This is a genomic window from Escherichia sp. MOD1-EC6098, from assembly GCF_002965865.1.
Classification (GTDB): domain Bacteria; phylum Pseudomonadota; class Gammaproteobacteria; order Enterobacterales; family Enterobacteriaceae; genus Escherichia; species Escherichia marmotae.
Window position 1 is genome coordinate 202,781 of record NZ_PTSN01000001.1, and the last position, 19,857, is coordinate 222,637.

Consider the following 19,857-nt stretch of genomic DNA (forward strand, 5'->3'; position numbering starts at 1 on the left):
TTGTGTAAAACCAGCCATTTTTTATGGGCGATGTAAAACTTTATCGCGCCCTAATACGACAAAAGCCCAGACTTTGCAGTCTGGACTTTTCAATTCAAAAAAGGGAAACAGCTCCCTTTTGGCATGAAGGGATGAAATTATTCTTCTTCTGGTTCGTCGTCAACGTCCACTTCCGGAGCGATTTCATCGTCCCCTTCCGCAGCACTGCCGTCGATAGTATCCAGCTCTTCGTCGTCAACTGGCTCTGCGACACGTTGCAGCCCCACCACGTTTTCATCTTCCGCTGTACGGATGAGGATAACGCCCTGAGTGTTACGACCAACCACACTGATTTCCGAAACACGTGTACGCACCAGCGTACCGGCATCAGTGATCATCATGATCTGGTCGCAGTCATCTACCTGCACCGCACCAACCACTAACCCGTTACGTTCAGTGACTTTGATGGAGATAACCCCTTTCGTCGCACGCGACTTGGTTGGGTATTCCGCCACCGCAGTACGCTTACCGTAACCGTTTTGCGTTGCGGTAAGGATTGCACCATCACCACGTGGAACGATCAGAGATACGACTTTATCACCTTCGCCTAAACGGATACCGCGAACACCAGTGGTGTTGCAGCCCATCGCGCGAACAGAAGATTCTTTAAAGCGCACCACTTTACCTTCAGCGGAGAACAACATCACTTCGTCTTCGCCGCTGGTCAGGTCAACGCCAATCAGTTCATCGCCTTCAACCAGTTTGATTGCCACTTTACCAGCGGTACGCAAGCGGTTGAATTCGGTGAGGACGGTTTTCTTCACAGTGCCGTTAGCTGTCGCCATGAAGACTTTCACGCCTTCTTCAAACTCGGTCACCGGCAGAATGGCGGTGATACGTTCGTCCTGTTCCAGCGGCAACAGGTTAACGATCGGACGACCACGCGCACCACGAGAGGCTTCAGGCAACTGATAAACCTTCATCGAATAAACGCGACCACGACTGGAGAAGCACAGAATATGATCGTGGGTGTTCGCCACCAGCAACCGGTCGATAAAGTCTTCTTCTTTTATACGTGCGGCAGATTTACCTTTCCCGCCACGACGCTGCGCTTCGTATTCCGAAAGCGGCTGATACTTCACGTAGCCCTGGTGAGAAAGCGTTACGACCACATCTTCCTGGGTGATCAGATCTTCCAGGTTGATATCAGCGCTGTTAGCCGTGATTTCAGTACGACGTTTGTCACCAAACTGTTCACGAACCAGTTCCAGTTCTTCACGGATCACTTCCATAAGGCGATCGGCACTGCCAAGAATACGCAGCAGTTCAGCAATCTGATCCAGCAGCTCTTTGTATTCGTCGAGCAGTTTTTCGTGCTCAAGGCCGGTCAGTTTCTGCAGACGCAGATCCAGAATCGCCTGAGCTTGCTGTTCGGTCAGGTAGTACAGACCGTCACGCACGCCAAACTGTGGCTCCAGCCATTCCGGACGCGCAGCATCGTCGCCCGCACGTTCCAGCATCGCGGCAACGTTGCCCAACTGCCACGGATTGGCAACCAGCGCAGTTTTCGCTTCTGCCGGGGTCGGCGCATGACGGATCAGCTCGATGATCGGATCGATGTTCGCCAGCGCCACGGCTAATGCTTCAAGGATATGAGCACGGTCGCGCGCTTTACGCAGTTCGAAGATGGTACGACGCGTCACCACTTCGCGGCGGTGACGGACAAACGCTGCGATAATGTCTTTCAGGTTCATGATCTTCGGCTGACCATGATGCAATGCCACCATGTTAATACCGAAAGAAACCTGCAACTGGGTCTGGGAGTAGAGGTTGTTGAGCACCACTTCACCGACCGCATCGCGTTTAACTTCAATCACAATGCGCATACCGTCTTTGTCAGACTCGTCACGCAGCGCGCTGATGCCTTCCACGCGTTTTTCTTTTACCAGCTCCGCAATCTTCTCGATCAGGCGAGCTTTGTTCACCTGATACGGAATCTCGTGGACGATAATGGTTTCACGCCCGGTTTTGGCGTCAACTTCCACTTCGGCACGCGCGCGGATATACACCTTGCCGCGACCGGTACGGTAAGCTTCTTCAATGCCACGACGACCGTTGATGATTGCTGCCGTCGGGAAGTCTGGTCCCGGGATGTGTTCCATCAGCCCTTCAATGCTGATGTCTTCATCTTCGATATACGCCAGACAACCGTTGATCACTTCCGTCAGGTTGTGCGGCGGGATGTTGGTTGCCATACCTACGGCGATACCGGAAGAACCGTTCACCAGCAGGTTAGGAATTTTGGTCGGCATGACGTCCGGAATTTTTTCCGTGCCGTCATAGTTATCAACGAAATCGACCGTCTCTTTTTCGAGATCGGCCATCAGTTCATGGGCAATTTTCGCCAGACGGATTTCCGTATAACGCATTGCCGCCGCGGAGTCGCCGTCGATAGAACCGAAGTTGCCCTGACCGTCTACCAGCATGTAACGCAGCGAGAATGGCTGCGCCATACGGACGATCGTGTCATAGACCGCCGAGTCACCATGGGGATGGTATTTACCGATTACGTCACCAACGACACGGGCAGATTTTTTATAGGCTTTGTTCCAGTCATTGCCTAGTACGTTCATGGCGTAAAGTACGCGACGGTGTACCGGCTTCAGGCCATCTCGGACATCTGGCAGCGCACGGCCAACAATGACCGACATCGCATAATCCAGATAGGAGCTTTTCAGCTCTTCCTCAATGTTGACCGGTGTAATTTCTCTCGCAAGGTCGCTCATCTAACCGCTATCCCTCTACTGTATCCCGGATTCAAAGGTCGCAAATTATAACACAGCCGCGCAGATTGAGGTAAACCTATACGCTTTATTCACCTGCAATGCCTGATATACTCGCTTGTCTTGCCAATTACGGAGTAGAAGTGCCAATGAATGCCGAAAAATCGCCGGTAAACCATAACGTAGACCACGAAGAGATCGCTAAATTTGAAGCCGTCGCCTCCCGCTGGTGGGATCTGGAAGGCGAGTTCAAACCACTGCACCGCATTAACCCGCTGCGTCTGGGCTATATTGCCGAGCGTTCCGGCGGTTTATTTGGCAAAAAGGTGCTTGATGTCGGTTGTGGCGGCGGCATTCTGGCTGAGAGTATGGCGCGAGAAGGCGCGACAGTGACCGGTCTGGATATGGGCTTTGAGCCATTGCAGGTAGCAAAACTTCACGCACTGGAAAGCGGCATTCAGGTGGAGTACGTGCAGGAAACCGTTGAAGAGCACGCGGCAAAGCATGCCGGACAGTATGATGTGGTAACCTGCATGGAGATGCTGGAGCACGTTCCCGATCCGCAGTCAGTGGTCAGAGCCTGTGCGCAATTAGTAAAACCGGGCGGCGATGTCTTTTTCTCAACGCTTAACCGCAACGGCAAGTCGTGGCTGATGGCGGTAGTCGGCGCGGAATATATTTTGCGCATGGTGCCAAAAGGCACGCACGACGTGAAGAAGTTTATTAAACCGGCAGAACTGCTGGGTTGGGTGGATCAGACCAGTTTAAAAGAACGTCATATGACCGGGCTGCATTACAACCCGATCACTAACTCCTTTAAGCTCGGCCCCGGCGTTGATGTGAACTATATGCTGCATACGCAGAATAAGTGAGATTGTAAGCCGGATCGCACCGAATCCGGCAACGATGCCAATGCCTGATGCGACGCTTGCCGCGCCTTATCAGGCCTACAAACGCTCCAGTAGGCCGGATAAAGCATTTACGCCGCATCCGGCAACGATGCCGGGCGGGCAGTAATTACCATTTCACCGTCATCGACAAAAATCCTGCCGTCTGGGCAAAATCATCACTTCCCTTCTGCCACGCCACGCTGCCGCGCAGGGAAACTCGCTGGCTAATATTGCCTGTTATCCCCACTTTTATTTCACCACGCTGCTTCGCCACATCATCGCTAATATTGCTGCCATCTTCTTCAATTTCTGCCGAATGAGGATCGTGATAATAATTCAGATCCAACGTTGGCGTGACATGAACGACGGTATGCCATTCGCTGTGTAATCCCAACCGCATCTGAATATCATCACCCTGCGATTGGGACACCCGAGCACGGTTAGCGGCGGTGAAATCATTTTGCTTCACGCCCTGATAGACAACCTGCGCTTGCGGTTCAATTAATACGCCGCGCATCGGTAACCACTGATACCCCGCCTCCAGCGACGCAACGATCCCTGATGAACGATAATGGTCCACACCATCGCCTTGCTCGCTGACATCGTTATTAAACCAGGCATATTGCAGCCAGCTATCAAGCCATGCCCCCTGCTTTTGACTGCCATGCTGAAACCAGCTTGATGTCAGACCAACGGCATAACCGCGGTTCTGGTTATCGGCACGGGTTGAGGTGATATTCGAGCGACTATATCCCTGGTTATTGCTGTAGCTTCCAACGCCCGCCAGTGTCCATTCGCCATCATCCCCCCAGTTTTCACTTAACAGGTTGCCACTAAGCTGTATCGTAGAAGTGTCTTCGTGCAGGGCCATTTGCCCCACGGCAGTGTAATGCTCGTGCCCACCCAAAATGCGTAAATGTAGCGATTGACTGTTGCCACCGGCATGGTCGCGTCTCTCCATCACAAATGCCTGGTTTACCGCTCGCAGGTTATTAAGATATCCCCCGGTTTTCGCATTCAACACAGGCTGGTAAGCAGGCATCGGGGTTGGTGCAGGATCAGGCGTGGGATCGGGAGTCGGTTCCGGCTCAGGTAGCGGCGTCGGAGTCTCTTTTTGCGAACGCAAATACCAGTCGCTGTTATCTTCCACCAACATATAGTCGTAAGCGCCCATATTGACGTAGCCGCTGCCCGCCAGACTAAACTGCGCATTGTTCTGAAATTGTGTGGGATCGGCATTGAAATCAACCACTTTAATACCTGTGGATGTCGGCTCGCCAATGCCAGTAATCGGGTTAATCACTACCGTGGTGTTACCGGAGGTATTGCCGTTAAGTACCAGCAGATCGCTTACAGAATCATTGCCGTCTAATTCACTATCGAGCAGCAACGTACCGCCGCCATTGTAATCGCCATTCACCGTCAGTGTGTCGCCAGCAGCACCATTTTGCAGACTCACCTCACCGGAAGTATTGGTCAGATCACCATTGACCGTCACGTCTGAAAGGTAAGTCAGGCTGTCAGTTTCAAGATTGGTATTAAGCTCACCGGTCAACACCGTACCATCGGAGACATTGACCAGAGTACCGCCACCGATAAACAATGAGGCATCCAACGCGGCGGAAGTCTCCTGTCCGGTTAAACGTAAGACGGTGCCATCGCTGATATCGATAGTGCCGCTGGAAGTCGCATCAATAGACTGAATATCCTGATCCGCACCAGTCTCGAACGTAGCTCCATCACCGACCCACAACGACGAAACATAAGGAAAGATATCCGCAACATCACCTTTCAGCGTGCCTTCCTCCACTCGCACCGCCGACTGCGCCGTACCACTGGCGGTCAGTTCCAGGGTGCCTGCGCCTGTTTTCGTTAGTGTGCTGCCAGCATCCTGATCCTGCCCACTACTGTCGGCCATCAACGCCCCCCATTGCGTGTAGACCCCCGCATCAACTGCGACTTCACCATCAGCGCGCATTTCGATATTACGCCCATGCCCCGCCGTCGCTGAGCATGTGTCAACATCTGCAGTTATCTCCATTACACTATTTTGCTGGTTATCGGTAAAAATGACCTGACGGTTGTAATCCGTATCGCCAAGCTGTGAATTATCGCTAACGATCAGCGTTCCCGAAGCGATTTGCGTAGTGCCCAGATATGGATTGTCATTCGCCAGGCTTACCTGTCTATCACCTGCATCCACCACCACATAGACACCTTTTTTCCCGTCATCGCCAATATGCAGATCGTCGCCGCCATAGAGATCGGCAACGTCCTGACTGCCAATCACCGTGCCGCCACTGCCGCTAATTTCCAGACCATCGTTTTCTGCCGTACCACTCTGCCAGGTAGTAAAATCGGAAAGATCCAGCACACCATTGTTTAGCACGATTGACTGTGGATCGTTCTGCATCGCCGCCAGGTCATCAGCATTACCGGTTAAGGAGAGAATCGCCCCGTCTTCCACCACAATATCGCCGGTCAGTGCCATCGACTGCGCTCCCGTCAGGACATAACTACCGTTTTCAGCAATAGTCAGTTGCCCATCCCCCTGAACAGTCCCGGCAAAACCGCCCTGGTTGACAGTAACATTACCACCGGCGTCAATATTTAAAGTGCCATTCTGAAAACCCGTTAACGAATGTACAAATGTTTGCTGAGTCGTTCCAACGTTAAGCTCAGCCTGATTATCTGTCTGTCCGATACTGCCAACGCTCAGACCATAGCAATTTTGCGGATTGTTTTGGCACTGATTGTCACCAACATTCATCAGCGAATTATTCCGCCCCAACATGACTTCACCGTTTTTAATTCTCATCTCACCGGTAAAATCATTGTTATCGGCGTTAAGCACCAGTTCGCCCGCTCCGGCTTTGGTAATAAAGCCCGTCCCCGCAATGGAATCGATAGCCCCATCATTTTTCGTACTGCCAATGATCAAAGTTTTACCAGCCGCAATATCAAAACGGATCTCACTTGACTCCATATACAGAAAGCCTCCTGCCGCTGCCGAAGCCTCTTCACCGTAAGCAGATGCACTGTTATTCACATCTAATAATACGCCCTCGTTCTGGCTATAACTGTCATCAACAGCGATATCAATAAGATAAGGAGAAATTGCGTTGCTGGTATAAATTGCACCACCATAACCTTCGGCAGTGTTATTTATAAATGAAGTATTATTAATGACTGTAAAGCCTGATGGATGTGTTTTATCGTTATTATTATCGGTAATATCGATAGCTCCACCATCGCCATCACTGTAACTCGTTGATGTATATGCCTGATTATTATTAAAAACCGTGTTATTTAAGTAGACATTATTATTAATTGAATATATTGCGCCACCTTTGCCATCGTTAGCAATATTATCTGTAAATACAGCATTGGTGACGCTAAGATCAATATCACCAGCGTCATTTGTTCCCGCGGAATAGATCGCCCCCCCATACCCCCCTGCCACATTGCTGTCAAAAATAACCTGAGTAAGATTCAGCGTTGAATTTTCTTTCGCAAAGATAGCCCCGCCATTATTATACTCACCACTCACGGTATTATTTTCAAACAGCGTCATCCCTGTTCCGTCTTGTGCTGACAATGTGAAATTGGCACCTTGTTGTAAAAATACCGCACCTCCACTGGTATCATTTTTCATAGAAGAAAAAATAAGCCATTGCCCGTCAGCAACATTCCAGACCTGTGTACTACCTGAAAGGCTCTGGCGACTGGCCCGGCAACTGGCTATAACGTTAACACCCTGACATGAAGGCATAATCTGCGACGCTGCATTCGCTCGTGTAAACGCACATGCAACGACAGCCAGAAAAATTAAGAGATATTCTTTCCTGATAAAAACAATCCATTTTTTATTCATAATCTGACAGCCTGTGAGAAATAACACGCCATCATTAAAAGACATATTACGATTGTAGATAATGACTAATTGTAAGCAAGAAGAATTTAAAACCTATATACTAAAAACATTATCTTCTGAAAGAGATTAATTATTCTTTTTGATATTCACTAAATTATGAAATAACAATAATTAAAACACATCAAACTGATTAATTCGTTTCTTGTTTACCTGGAATAATCAACATCGCAAATTTTTATTTCACATCTGCTGATTAAAAAATACCGCTTCCGTGAACCACAACCATTTACATTCGCTCACATCATAAACATAACATTAAGTCACAACGTGATATGAATTTGTGCTGGTATCAATTTTCGCCACTCCTGACATAAGCGCAATAAATAATCTGGATCAATAATTATCTCAAATTGAACGTTCAAGAAATCACCGAACGGTTATTTTTAACAATTTTTTCTCTTCCCATTGACTTTCCCGGACACCTTGTCTGACCTAAGGTGCGTGGAAGCCACTTTTCCCGTTGCGACTTATCCACAAAGTTATGCACTTGCAAGAGGGCCATTTTCACACTATCTTGCAGTGAATCCCAAACATACCCCCTATATATAGTGTTCATTGCGACTTTCCTTACTACAGGTAGTCAAAGCGATGCTATTGCGGAAAGTATTCCAAAAACAGGTACGACATACATGAATCAGAATCTGCTGGTGACAAAGCGCGACGGTAGCACAGAGCGCATCAATCTCGATAAAATCCATCGCGTTCTGGACTGGGCGGCAGAAGGGCTGCATAACGTTTCGATTTCCCAGGTCGAGCTGCGCTCCCACATTCAGTTTTATGACGGCATCAAGACCTCCGACATCCACGAAACCATTATCAAGGCTGCCGCTGACCTGATCTCCCGTGAAGCACCGGATTATCAGTATCTCGCCGCGCGTCTGGCGATCTTCCACCTGCGTAAAAAAGCCTACGGCCAGTTTGAGCCGCCAGCGCTGTACGATCACGTGGTAAAAATGGTTGAAATGGGCAAATACGATAATCATCTGCTGGAAGACTACACGGAAGAAGAGTTCAAGCAGATGGACACGTTTATCGATCACGACCGTGATATGACCTTCTCTTACGCTGCTGTTAAACAGCTTGAAGGCAAATATCTGGTACAAAACCGCGTGACCGGAGAAATCTACGAGAGCGCCCAGTTCCTCTATATTCTGGTTGCTGCGTGCCTGTTCTCGAATTACCCGCGTGAAACGCGTCTGCAATACGTGAAGCGTTTTTACGATGCGGTTTCCACGTTTAAGATTTCGTTGCCGACGCCAATCATGTCCGGCGTGCGTACCCCGACTCGCCAGTTCAGCTCCTGCGTACTGATCGAGTGCGGCGACAGCCTGGATTCCATCAATGCCACCTCCAGCGCAATCGTGAAATACGTTTCCCAGCGTGCAGGTATTGGCATCAACGCCGGTCGCATTCGTGCACTGGGTAGCCCGATTCGCGGCGGCGAAGCGTTTCACACGGGTTGTATCCCGTTCTATAAACATTTCCAGACCGCAGTGAAGTCCTGCTCCCAGGGCGGTGTACGCGGTGGTGCAGCTACGTTGTTCTACCCAATATGGCATCTGGAAGTTGAAAGCCTGCTGGTGCTGAAAAACAACCGTGGGGTTGAAGGCAACCGCGTGCGCCATATGGACTACGGTGTACAAATCAACAAGCTGATGTATACCCGTCTGCTGAAAGGTGAAGATATTACCCTGTTCAGTCCATCCGATGTTCCGGGGTTATACGACGCGTTCTTTGCCGATCAGGAAGAATTTGAGCGCCTGTACACCAAGTATGAGAAAGACGACAGCATCCGTAAACAGCGCGTGAAAGCGGTTGAGCTATTCTCGCTAATGATGCAGGAACGCGCGTCTACCGGTCGTATCTATATTCAGAACGTTGACCACTGCAACACCCACAGCCCATTTGATCCGGCTATTGCGCCAGTGCGCCAGTCTAACCTGTGCCTGGAAATCGCCCTGCCGACCAAACCGCTGAATGACGTCAACGACGAAAACGGTGAAATCGCGCTGTGTACGCTGTCTGCTTTCAACCTGGGCGCAATTAACAGCCTGGATGAACTTGAAGAACTGGCGATTCTGGCGGTACGTGCGCTTGATGCGCTACTGGATTATCAGGATTACCCAATCCCGGCGGCAAAACGCGGGGCAATGGGGCGTCGTACGCTGGGTATTGGCGTGATCAACTTCGCTTACTATCTGGCGAAGCACGGTAAACGTTACTCCGACGGCAGCGCCAACAACCTGACGCACCAAACCTTTGAAGCGATCCAGTATTATCTGCTGAAAGCGTCTAACGAACTGGCAAAAGAGCAAGGCGCGTGCCCGTGGTTTAACGAAACCACCTACGCAAAAGGGATCCTGCCGATCGATACCTACAAGAAAGATCTGGATGTTATCGCCAATGAGCCGCTGCATTACGACTGGGAAGCATTGCGTGAGTCGATCAAAACCCACGGCCTGCGTAACTCCACGCTTTCAGCGCTGATGCCGTCAGAAACCTCTTCGCAGATTTCTAACGCCACCAACGGTATTGAGCCGCCACGTGGTTACGTCAGCATTAAAGCGTCGAAAGACGGGATTCTGCGCCAGGTGGTGCCAGACTATGAACACCTGCACGACGCCTATGAGCTGCTGTGGGAAATGCCGGGTAATGATGGTTATTTGCAACTGGTGGGTATCATGCAGAAATTCATCGACCAGTCGATCTCTGCTAACACCAACTACGATCCATCGCGCTTCCCGTCAGGAAAAGTGCCGATGCAGCAGTTGCTGAAAGACCTGCTCACCGCCTACAAATTCGGGGTCAAAACGCTGTATTATCAGAACACCCGTGATGGCGCAGAAGACGCGCAGGACGATCTGGTGCCGTCAATCCAGGACGATGGCTGCGAAAGCGGTGCATGTAAGATCTGATATTGTGATGCCGGATGCGGTGTGAACGCCTTATCCGGCATTAAACTCCCAACAGGACATATTCATGGCATATACCACATTTTCACAGACGAAGAATGATCAGCTCAAAGAACCGATGTTCTTTGGTCAGCCGGTCAACGTGGCTCGCTACGATCAACAAAAATATGAAATCTTCGAAAAGTTGATCGAAAAGCAGCTCTCTTTCTTCTGGCGTCCGGAAGAAGTTGATGTCTCCCGCGACCGTATCGATTATCAGGCGCTGCCAGAGCACGAAAAGCACATCTTTATCAGCAACCTGAAGTACCAGACGCTTTTGGATTCCATTCAGGGTCGTAGTCCGAACGTGGCACTTCTGCCGCTGATTTCGATTCCAGAACTGGAAACCTGGGTAGAAACCTGGGCGTTTTCGGAAACTATTCACTCCCGTTCCTACACGCACATTATTCGTAATATTGTTAACGATCCGTCGGTTGTGTTTGACGATATTGTCACCAACGAGCAGATCCAGAAACGCGCAGAAGGGATTTCGGCTTACTACGACGAACTGATCGAAATGACCAGTTACTGGCACCTGCTGGGCGAAGGCACCCACACCGTTAACGGTAAAACCGTAACTGTCAGCCTGCGCGAGTTGAAGAAAAAACTCTATCTGTGCCTGATGAGCGTTAATGCGCTGGAAGCAATTCGCTTCTACGTCAGCTTCGCTTGTTCCTTCGCTTTCGCTGAACGTGAGCTGATGGAAGGTAATGCCAAGATTATTCGCCTGATTGCCCGTGACGAAGCACTACACCTGACCGGCACTCAGCATATGCTGAATCTGCTGCGCAGCGGTGCAGACGATCCGGAAATGGCGGAAATTGCCGAAGAGTGCAAACAAGAGTGCTATGACCTGTTTGTCCAGGCGGCGCAACAGGAGAAAGACTGGGCGGATTATCTGTTCCGTGACGGTTCAATGATTGGTCTGAACAAAGACATTCTCTGCCAGTACGTTGAATACATCACCAATATCCGTATGCAGGCTGTCGGTTTGGATCTGCCGTTCCAGACACGCTCCAACCCGATCCCGTGGATCAACACCTGGCTGGTGTCTGATAATGTGCAGGTTGCTCCGCAGGAAGTGGAAGTCAGTTCTTATCTGGTCGGACAGATTGATTCGGAAGTGGACACCGACGATTTGAGTAACTTCCAACTCTGATGGCTCGCGTTACCCTGCGCATCACTGGCACACAACTGCTGTGCCAGGATGAACACCCTTCCCTTCTGGCAGCGCTGGAATCCCACAACGTGGCGGTTGAATATCAGTGTCGCGAAGGCTACTGCGGCTCCTGTCGCACGCGTCTTGTTGCAGGCCAGGTGGACTGGATTGCCGAACCGTTAGCCTTTATTCAGCCAGGGGAAATTTTGCCCTGTTGTTGCCGGGCAAAAGGCGATATTGAAATCGAGTTGTGATCGAGTACTAGTGCCAGATGCGACGCTGACGCGTCTTATCTGGCTTACAACGGCTTTTTGTAGGTTGGATAAGGCGTTTACGCCGCATCCAACATGGCATGCGCGAATAGTTGCCAGATGCGACGCTGATGCGTCTTATCTGGCCTACAACGATTACATGGCGTAGTAATACGCTTTCACCTGTTCCCAGTCCGCTTTAGGGATCGGCTCCAAATATTTCTCCAGTTGCCGGAAGTCATGATTAATCGCTTTATGGCGACGCAGACGACGGCGACTTTTCTCCAGATCAAGAAAACCGGCTTCTGGCTTACCTTCTGTTTTCACATAGATATGGCGAACGTAGCAGCAGCCGTGTTGACGATTAACGCTATGCATCTTTTTAAATGCCAGCGCCACTGCTTCCAACATTGCTTGCCGTACATCGTTGGGATAGGGCGTTACTGCATGCTGTGCATACCAGTCAGCAATACTGACAAAACCCGCCATATCTTCAGTCACCAGTAACGCACGCCATTCGCCATCAATTTTCACCGCTTCTCCAAAAACGATTTTCGGCACAATCACGCCAGCGCGTTCCAGATCTTTTATCACCGCAACCTCGCGCACAATCGTCGGGCGACCAAACGGATAGCGGATAGAATGAAACAGGTGCCGAGTCATGCGCTTTACATACAGCTTTTTGCCGTTGTGCTCGACGCATTGCACCCCGCTCATGCCGTTGCGGCGGTAATTCGGTTTCTCAACCCAGTCACCTTCTGTAGCCCACCAATGATTGAATTCGTCGATTTTTGCTGAAACTGCCATACCCTGTCGCCTTGTTTTTATTGTTAACGACAATGACTATAGGTGTTCACCTTAAGAAAAACTTAATAAAAAGTGTTTCTTAAGGGATTTCATTTGTCGGGAACTCGTCATCTCACGCTAAAGAACAGCAAGAAAAGATAACTAACTGACTTTATTGAAGAATTAATTTCACTCTGACGTGAATGGGATTTTGAATGAAGGGAAATAGCGGATGGCACGTAAGTGCCATCCGAGACTGAAGTTACTCTTTATTGAGGAATTTTACTGCTTTATCCGGGAAGTCCGTAAACAGTCCATTAACACCCGCTTTGTTATACAGAGCGTCATACAGTTGATTCACATCGGTCGTATATTCTGGCAGCTTATCCGACCGCACGGTATAAGGATGCACAACCAACTTATTCTGCTGCGCGTCTTTCACCATTCCGGTAAGTTTAATATTGCCCGGCTGCGATGTCTCATCAATCACCATATGGTAATCCGGGCCAATGCCGTCAGCATACTCCGCTACCTGCTTCATGGCACCCGGCTTAAACATCCAGTCGTAACTGTAATTAACCCAGGTTCCATCTGGTTGTTTCTGCTGGGTTTCATTCCAGTCAGTATAGGCAATCAGTTGAACCAGATTAAGATCCATGCCCATTTTCGGTTCCAGCTCATTTTTAATGCGTTTCAGCTCATCAGCATCAAAGCATTGCAAATAAACTTTGTCATCTTTACCGGTGTAACCGTATTTTTTCAGCACTTCCAGGGTTTTAGCCGCAATATCTTTCCCTTCCTGATGATGAAACCACGGCGCTTTAATTTCTGGATAGATGCCGATATTTTTCCCCGTCGAGTGGTTTAACCCCTGAACAAATTCAATCTCTTCTTCGAAAGTGTGCACACGAAAGTCAGATTTCCCCATCGGGAAGCGTCCGGGGAAAGTCTGCACTTTTTTGCCATTTTCAATATCAAAGCCTTCAGTGAATTTTAAAGACTTAATTTCATCCAGCGTAAAATCTATCGCGTAGTAACGGCCATCTTTACGCGCCCGCTCCGGAAAACGCTCGGCCACATCAGTAACGCGGTCAAGATAGTGGTCATGCAGGACGACCAGATGGTCGTCTTTGGTCATCACTAAATCCTGCTCCAGATAATCAGCCCCTTGCGCATACGCCATCGCTTTTGCGGGTAGCGTATGCTCCGGCAAATAACCACTTGCGCCGCGATGGGCTATTACAATTTTCTCGCTGTTGTCTGCCGCCATTGCACTGCTTCCCATGATCATTCCACTCATCATGATCGCCATGCTAAGGTTTTTAAGTGTCAGTTTCATGCCATTAGCCTCCGTTGCGTTTTTGCTGTAATTCCTGATGGCGACGTTTTTCGCCAATCATCACGACAATTAACAAGATAACTGCCAGAATGCTGCCGCCAATCATCACCATGAAGCCGCCATCCCAGCCGAAGTAGTCAACGGTGTAACCGACAATTGCGCTTGCCGCCACAGAACCGCCAAGATAACCAAACAGCCCGGTAAAGCCCGCCGCCGTACCTGCTGCTTTTTTCGGTGCCAGTTCCAGCGCGTGCAGACCTATCAGCATGACAGGACCGTAGATCAGGAAGCCAATGACAATCATGCAAACCATATCAACAGTCGGATTACCTGCCGGGTTCATCCAGTAAACAATAGTAACGATGGTCACCAGAGTCATAAAGAAGACGCCAGTTGCCCCACGGTTACCGCGGAAGACTTTATCCGACATCCAGCCACACAGCAGAGTGCCCGGAATGCCCGCGTACTCATAAAGGAAGTAGGCCCAGGAAGATTTATCCAGCGCGAAATGCTTCACCTCTTTCAGGTAGGTTGGCGACCAGTCGAGGATGCCGTAGCGCAGCAGATAAACGAATACGTTGGCAATAGCGATGTACCACAGCAGCTTGTTCGGCAGTACGTACTGCATGAAAATCTGCTTCGCAGTCAGTTCCTGTTCCGCTTTTTCGTTATAGTCGTCCGGATAATCATTTTTGTACTCTTCGATCGGCGGCAAACCACAGGATTGTGGGGTATCGCGCATCATGGCAAAAGCGAAAAGCGCCACCAGAATGGCACAGAAAGCAGGCATATAGAGCGCCGCGTGCCAGTCATTAAACCAGGCCATACCCAGCAGGAACAGCAGCGGCGGAATACCACCACCGACGTTATGCGCACAGTTCCATACTGACACAATGCTGCCACGCTCTTTCTGCGACCACCAGTGCACCATAGTACGACCACACGGCGGCCATCCCATTCCCTGGAACCAACCGCAGAGGAACAGAAGAACAAACATCACCGCAATGCTGGAAGTCGCCCACGGCACAAAGCCCATAAACAGCATCACTGCCGCCGCAAGAATCAAACCTGCTGGCAGGAAAACGCGCGGATTCGAGCGATCCGAAACTGACCCCATGATGAATTTCGAAAATCCGTAAGCAATGGAGATACCGGAAAGGGCAAAACCTAAATCCCCACGAGAGAATCCCTGCTCCACCAGATAGGGCATAGCGAGAGCAAAGTTCTTACGAACCAGATAGTAAGCGGCATAACCAAAGAATATCCCCAGGAAAATTTGCCAGCGCAATCGACGATAAGTCGGATCGATCTCCGCAGCAGGTAGGCGCGCCTTGTGTGGCGCTGGTTTAAAAATACTCAACATTTATAGCCTCCGTGGCCCGTGGTCTTATTTATGATTAACAGACTGATTCAATAGAAGAACCTGCCGTTTCTTGAGTGGCCGCGATGTTAATTAATCATTCATTTTATGAATGTGAATTACCGCACACATTATTAAATAAGATTGTCAAAATGTTCCGAAAGACGCATGAAATCACGTTTCACTTTCGAATTATGAGCGAATATGCGCGAAATCAAACAATTCATGTTTTTACTATGGCTAAATGGTAAAAAACGAACTTCAGAGGGATAACAATGAAAACTCGCGACTCGCAAACAAGTGACGTGATTATCATTGGCGGCGGCGCAACGGGAGCCGGGATTGCCCGCGACTGTGCCCTGCGCGGGCTGCGCGTGATTTTGGTTGAGCGACACGATATCGCAACAGGCGCGACCGGGCGTAACCACGGTCTGCTGCACAGCGGCGCACGTTATGCAGTAACAGATGCGGAATCCGCCCGCGAATGCATTAGTGAGAACCAGATTTTAAAACGCATCGCGCGTCACTGTGTCGAACCGACCAACGGCCTGTTTATCACCCTGCCGGAAGATGACCTCTCTTTCCAGGCTACGTTTATTCGCGCTTGTCAGGAGGCGGGGATCAGCGCGGAAGCCATTGATCCGCAGCAAGCACGCATTATCGAACCTTCCGTTAACCCGGCATTGATTGGCGCGGTAAAAGTCCCGGATGGCACCGTGGACCCATTCCGCCTGACCGCTGCGAACATGCTCGATGCAAAAGAACACGGTGCGGTTATCCTCACCGCCCACGAAGTCACTGGCCTGCTTCGTGAAGGCGCGACGGTGTGTGGCGTTCGCGTGCGTAATCATCTTACAGGCGAAACCCAGGCGCTCCATGCACCAGTGGTGGTGAATGCTGCCGGGATCTGGGGGCAACATATTGCCGAGTATGCCGATCTGCGTATTCGCATGTTCCCGGCCAAAGGATCGCTGCTGATCATGGATCACCGCATTAATCAGCACGTGATCAATCGCTGCCGTAAACCTTCTGACGCTGATATTCTGGTGCCCGGCGATACCATTTCACTGATTGGCACCACCTCTTTACGCATTGATTATGACGAAATTGACGATAATCGGGTGACGGCAGAAGAGGTGGATATCCTGCTGCGTGAAGGGGAAAAACTGGCTCCGGTGATGGCGAAAACGCGCATTCTGCGTGCCTACTCTGGTGTGCGCCCACTGGTTGCCAGCGATGACGATCCGAGCGGGCGTAATGTCAGTCGCGGCATCGTGCTGCTCGATCACGCCGAACGCGATGGCCTGGACGGATTTATCACCATTACCGGCGGCAAACTGATGACCTACCGTCTGATGGCGGAATGGGCCACAGATGCCGTCTGCCGCAAACTGGGCAACTCGCGCCCCTGCACAACCGCCGACCTGGCACTACCGGGTTCACAAGAACCGGCTGAAGTGACACTGCAAAAAATCATTTCCCTCCCTGCACCACTTCGCGGTTCTGCGGTTTATCGTCACGGTGATCGCACGCCAGCCTGGTTAAGTGAAGGCCGCTTGCACCGGAGCCTGGTGTGCGAATGCGAAGCTGTCACTGCAGGCGAAGTGCAATACGCGGTAGAAAATTTAAACGTCAACAGCCTGCTGGACTTACGCCGTCGCACCCGTGTGGGGATGGGGACCTGTCAGGGCGAACTCTGCGCCTGCCGCGCCGCCGGACTGCTGCAACGCTTTAACGTCACCACGTCCACGCAATCTATCGAGCAACTGTCCACCTTCCTTAACGAACGTTGGAAAGGTGTGCAGCCCATTGCCTGGGGCGATGCGCTGCGCGAAAGCGAATTTACCCGCTGGGTTTATCAGGGACTGTGTGGTCTGGAGAAGGAGCAGAAAGATGCGATTTGATACTGTCATTATGGGCGGCGGCCTTGCCGGATTACTCTGCGGCCTGCAACTACAAAAACACGGTCTGCGTTGTGCGATTGTCACTCGCGGTCAGAGCGCGCTGCATTTCTCGTCCGGCTCACTGGATTTACTAAGCCATCTGCCAGATGGGCAGCCGGTGACAGATATTCACGACGGACTGGAAACATTGGGTCGCCTGGCCCCCTCCCATCCCTACAGCCAACTCGGCCCACAGCGCGTGCTCGACCTCGCTTGCCGGGCGCAGACGTTAATTGCAGAAAGCGGTGCGCAATTGCAGGGCAGCGTAGAACTGGCTCACCAGCGGGTTACTCCTCTCGGCACGCTACGCTCAACCTGGCTAAGCTCACCAGAAATCCCAGTCTGGCCGCTGCCCGCGAAGAAAATATGCGTAGTGGGAATAAGTGGCCTGATGGATTTTCAGGCACACCTGGCGGCAGCCTCGTTACGTGAATTAAATCTTGCTGTCGAAACTGCTGAAATTGAATTGCCGGAACTGGATGTCTTACGCAATAACGCCACCGAATTTCGTGCAGTGAATATTGCACGTTTCCTTGATAACGAAGAAAACTGGCCACTGTTGATCGATGCGCTTATCCCTGTTGCCAACACCTGTGAAATGATCCTGATGCCCGCCTGTTTCGGCCTGACCGATAACAAACTGTGGCGCTGGCTGAATGAGCAACTGCCCTGTTCATTAATGTTACTGCCAACATTGCCGCCTTCCGTGCTGGGTATTCGTCTGCAAAATCAGCTTCAACATCAGTTCGTGCGCCAGGGCGGTGTGTGGATGCCGGGCGATGAAGTAAAAAAAGTGACCTGCAAAAATGGCGTCGTCAGTGAAATATGGACCCGTAATCACGCCGATATTCCGCTACGTCCACGCTTTGCCGTGCTTGCCAGTGGCAGCTTCTTTAGCGGGGGGCTGGTGGCAGAACGCGACGGTATTCGCGAACCGATTCTCGGCCTTGATGTGCTGCAAACCGCCACGCGGGGTGAGTGGTATCGAAGTGACTTTTTCGCTCCGCAACCGTGGCAACAATTCGGCGTGACCACTGATGAGGCGCTACGCCCGTCGCTGGCAGGTCAAACGATAGAAAACCTGTTTGCCATTGGTTCGGTGCTGGGCGGATTTGATCCCATCGCCCAGGGATGCGGCGGCGGCGTTTGTGCTGTCAGTGCATTACATGCTGCTCAACAGATTGCCCAACGCGCAGGAGGCCAAGAATGAACGATACCAGCTTCGAAAACTGCATTAAGTGCACCGTCTGCACCACCGCCTGTCCGGTGAGCCGGGTGAATCCGGGCTATCCGGGGCCAAAACAGGCGGGACCAGATGGCGAACGTCTGCGTCTGAAAGATGGCGCACTGTATGACGAGGCGCTGAAATATTGCATTAACTGCAAACGTTGCGAAGTCGCCTGTCCATCCGATGTGAAGATTGGCGATATCATCCAGCGCGCACGAGCAAAATACGACACCTCGCGCCCGTCGCTGCGCAATTTCGTTTTAAGTCATACCGACCTGATGGGCAGCTTTTCTACGCCGTTCGCGCCTATCGTTAACACCGCTACCTCACTAAAACCGGTGCGACAACTGCTTGATGCCGCGTTAAAAATCGACCACCGTCGCACACTGCCGAAATACTCCTTCGGCACCTTCCGCCGCTGGTATCGCAGCGTGGCGGCACAGCAGGCGCAGTATAAAGATCAGGTGGCGTTCTTCCACGGCTGCTTCGTCAATTACAACCATCCACAACTGGGTAAAGATTTAATTAAAGTACTCAACGCGATGGGAACGGGCGTGCAACTGCTCAGCAAAGAGAAATGCTGCGGTGTGCCGCTGATTGCCAACGGTTTTACCGATAAGGCGCGTAAACAGGCGATTATCAACGTGGAATCGATCCGCGAAGCTGTCGGAGCGAAAGGCATTCCGGTGATTGCCACCTCCTCCACCTGTACGTTTGCCCTGCGCGATGAATATCCGGAAGTGTTGAATGTCGACAACAAAGGCTTACGCGATCATATCGAACTGGCAACCCGCTGGCTGTGGCGCAAGTTAGATGAAGGCAAAACCTTGCCACTTAAACCGCTGCCGCTGAAAGTGGTTTATCACACCCCATGCCATATGGAAAAAATGGGCTGGACGCTCTACACCCTGGAACTATTACGTAAAATCCCTGGGCTTGAACTGACAGTGTTGGATTCTCAGTGCTGCGGTATTGCTGGTACTTATGGATTCAAAAAAGAGAACTACCCCACCTCACAAGCCATCGGAGCGCCACTGTTCCGTCAGATAGAAGAGAGCGGCGCAGATCTGGTCGTCACCGACTGCGAAACCTGCAAATGGCAGATTGAGATGTCCACGAGCCTTCGCTGCGAACATCCGATTACTCTGTTGGCTCAGGCGCTGGCTTAAACTCCCTTCTGATGCCCGGTAAGCATGTTGCTTATCGGGCATTTTTGCGGGCGCGATTCCGTGCCAAATGTACGCGTTGCATCGC

General features: G+C 50.9%; 12 protein-coding genes. 7 read left to right on the plus strand and 5 right to left on the minus strand.

What is annotated here, in order from left to right; genetic code table 11:
• Positions 1–137 precede the first annotated feature (137 nt).
• Positions 138–2,765 (minus strand): DNA topoisomerase (ATP-hydrolyzing) subunit A, encoded by a 2,628-nt coding sequence (gene gyrA, locus C0K55_RS00880; RefSeq protein ID WP_001281278.1) that lies wholly within the window; start codon positions 2,763–2,765, stop codon positions 138–140.
• A 146-nt stretch (positions 2,766–2,911) separates the two neighbouring features.
• Here gyrA and ubiG point away from each other — a divergent pair, with 146 nt between their 5' ends.
• Positions 2,912–3,634 carry a bifunctional 2-polyprenyl-6-hydroxyphenol methylase/3-demethylubiquinol 3-O-methyltransferase UbiG gene (ubiG, locus tag C0K55_RS00885; RefSeq protein ID WP_016242523.1) on the plus strand — a complete coding sequence of 241 codons (723 nt, stop codon included), beginning with the start codon at positions 2,912–2,914 and terminating at the stop codon, positions 3,632–3,634.
• A 145-nt stretch (positions 3,635–3,779) separates the two neighbouring features.
• Here ubiG and yfaL read toward each other — a convergent pair whose 3' ends face one another.
• A complete protein-coding gene (gene yfaL, locus C0K55_RS00890) occupies positions 3,780–7,526 on the minus strand; it encodes an AIDA-I family autotransporter adhesin YfaL/EhaC (protein WP_105266520.1) in 3,747 nt (1,248 codons plus the stop codon).
• Between the two features lie 689 nt (positions 7,527–8,215).
• Between yfaL and nrdA the strand changes: the two genes are divergently transcribed.
• The 3 genes from nrdA (at position 8,216) to yfaE (ending at position 11,950) form a co-directional block, all read left to right on the plus strand.
• Entirely contained in the window at positions 8,216–10,501 is a 2,286-nt protein-coding gene (gene nrdA, locus C0K55_RS00900) for a class 1a ribonucleoside-diphosphate reductase subunit alpha (protein ID WP_105266521.1), read from the plus strand.
• 64 nt (positions 10,502–10,565) lie between these two features.
• Complete coding sequence (gene nrdB / locus C0K55_RS00905; protein WP_000332038.1) at positions 10,566–11,696, plus strand: class Ia ribonucleoside-diphosphate reductase subunit beta; 1,131 nt, start codon at positions 10,566–10,568, stop codon at positions 11,694–11,696.
• On the plus strand, positions 11,696–11,950 hold the full coding sequence (gene yfaE, locus C0K55_RS00910) for a ferredoxin-like diferric-tyrosyl radical cofactor maintenance protein YfaE (protein ID WP_000135039.1): 255 nt from the start codon (positions 11,696–11,698) through the stop codon (positions 11,948–11,950). The genes nrdB and yfaE overlap by 1 nt, the downstream gene beginning before the upstream one ends.
• 153 nt (positions 11,951–12,103) lie before the next feature.
• On the opposite strand, the gene inaA is transcribed toward yfaE, so the two are convergent.
• From inaA to glpT, 3 genes are all read right to left on the minus strand, one after another.
• A complete protein-coding gene (gene inaA, locus C0K55_RS00915) occupies positions 12,104–12,754 on the minus strand; it encodes a lipopolysaccharide kinase InaA (protein WP_105266522.1) in 651 nt (216 codons plus the stop codon).
• 241 nt (positions 12,755–12,995) lie between these two features.
• Complete coding sequence (gene glpQ, locus C0K55_RS00920; protein ID WP_000779068.1) at positions 12,996–14,072, minus strand: glycerophosphodiester phosphodiesterase; 1,077 nt, start codon at positions 14,070–14,072, stop codon at positions 12,996–12,998.
• Positions 14,073–14,076: 4 nt separating this feature from the next.
• Positions 14,077–15,435 carry a glycerol-3-phosphate transporter gene (gene glpT, locus C0K55_RS00925; RefSeq protein WP_105266523.1) on the minus strand — a complete coding sequence of 453 codons (1,359 nt, stop codon included), beginning with the start codon at positions 15,433–15,435 and terminating at the stop codon, positions 14,077–14,079.
• 272 nt (positions 15,436–15,707) lie between these two features.
• Between glpT and glpA the strand changes: the two genes are divergently transcribed.
• The 3 genes from glpA to glpC are packed head-to-tail and all read left to right on the plus strand — an operon-like array spanning position 15,708 to position 19,772.
• The gene (gene glpA, locus C0K55_RS00930; protein ID WP_000857297.1) at positions 15,708–17,336 is read left to right on the plus strand and encodes an anaerobic glycerol-3-phosphate dehydrogenase subunit A; all 1,629 of its coding nucleotides are present in this window, start codon (positions 15,708–15,710) and stop codon (positions 17,334–17,336) included.
• On the plus strand, positions 17,326–18,585 hold the full coding sequence (gene glpB / locus C0K55_RS00935) for a glycerol-3-phosphate dehydrogenase subunit GlpB (protein WP_105266524.1): 1,260 nt from the start codon (positions 17,326–17,328) through the stop codon (positions 18,583–18,585). The genes glpA and glpB overlap by 11 nt, the downstream gene beginning before the upstream one ends.
• Positions 18,582–19,772: an anaerobic glycerol-3-phosphate dehydrogenase subunit GlpC gene (gene glpC / locus C0K55_RS00940; protein WP_001000345.1), complete on the plus strand. Its 1,191-nt coding sequence runs from the start codon at positions 18,582–18,584 to the stop codon at positions 19,770–19,772. Before glpB ends, glpC begins: the two co-directional genes overlap by 4 nt.
• Positions 19,773–19,857: the final 85 nt, after the last annotated feature.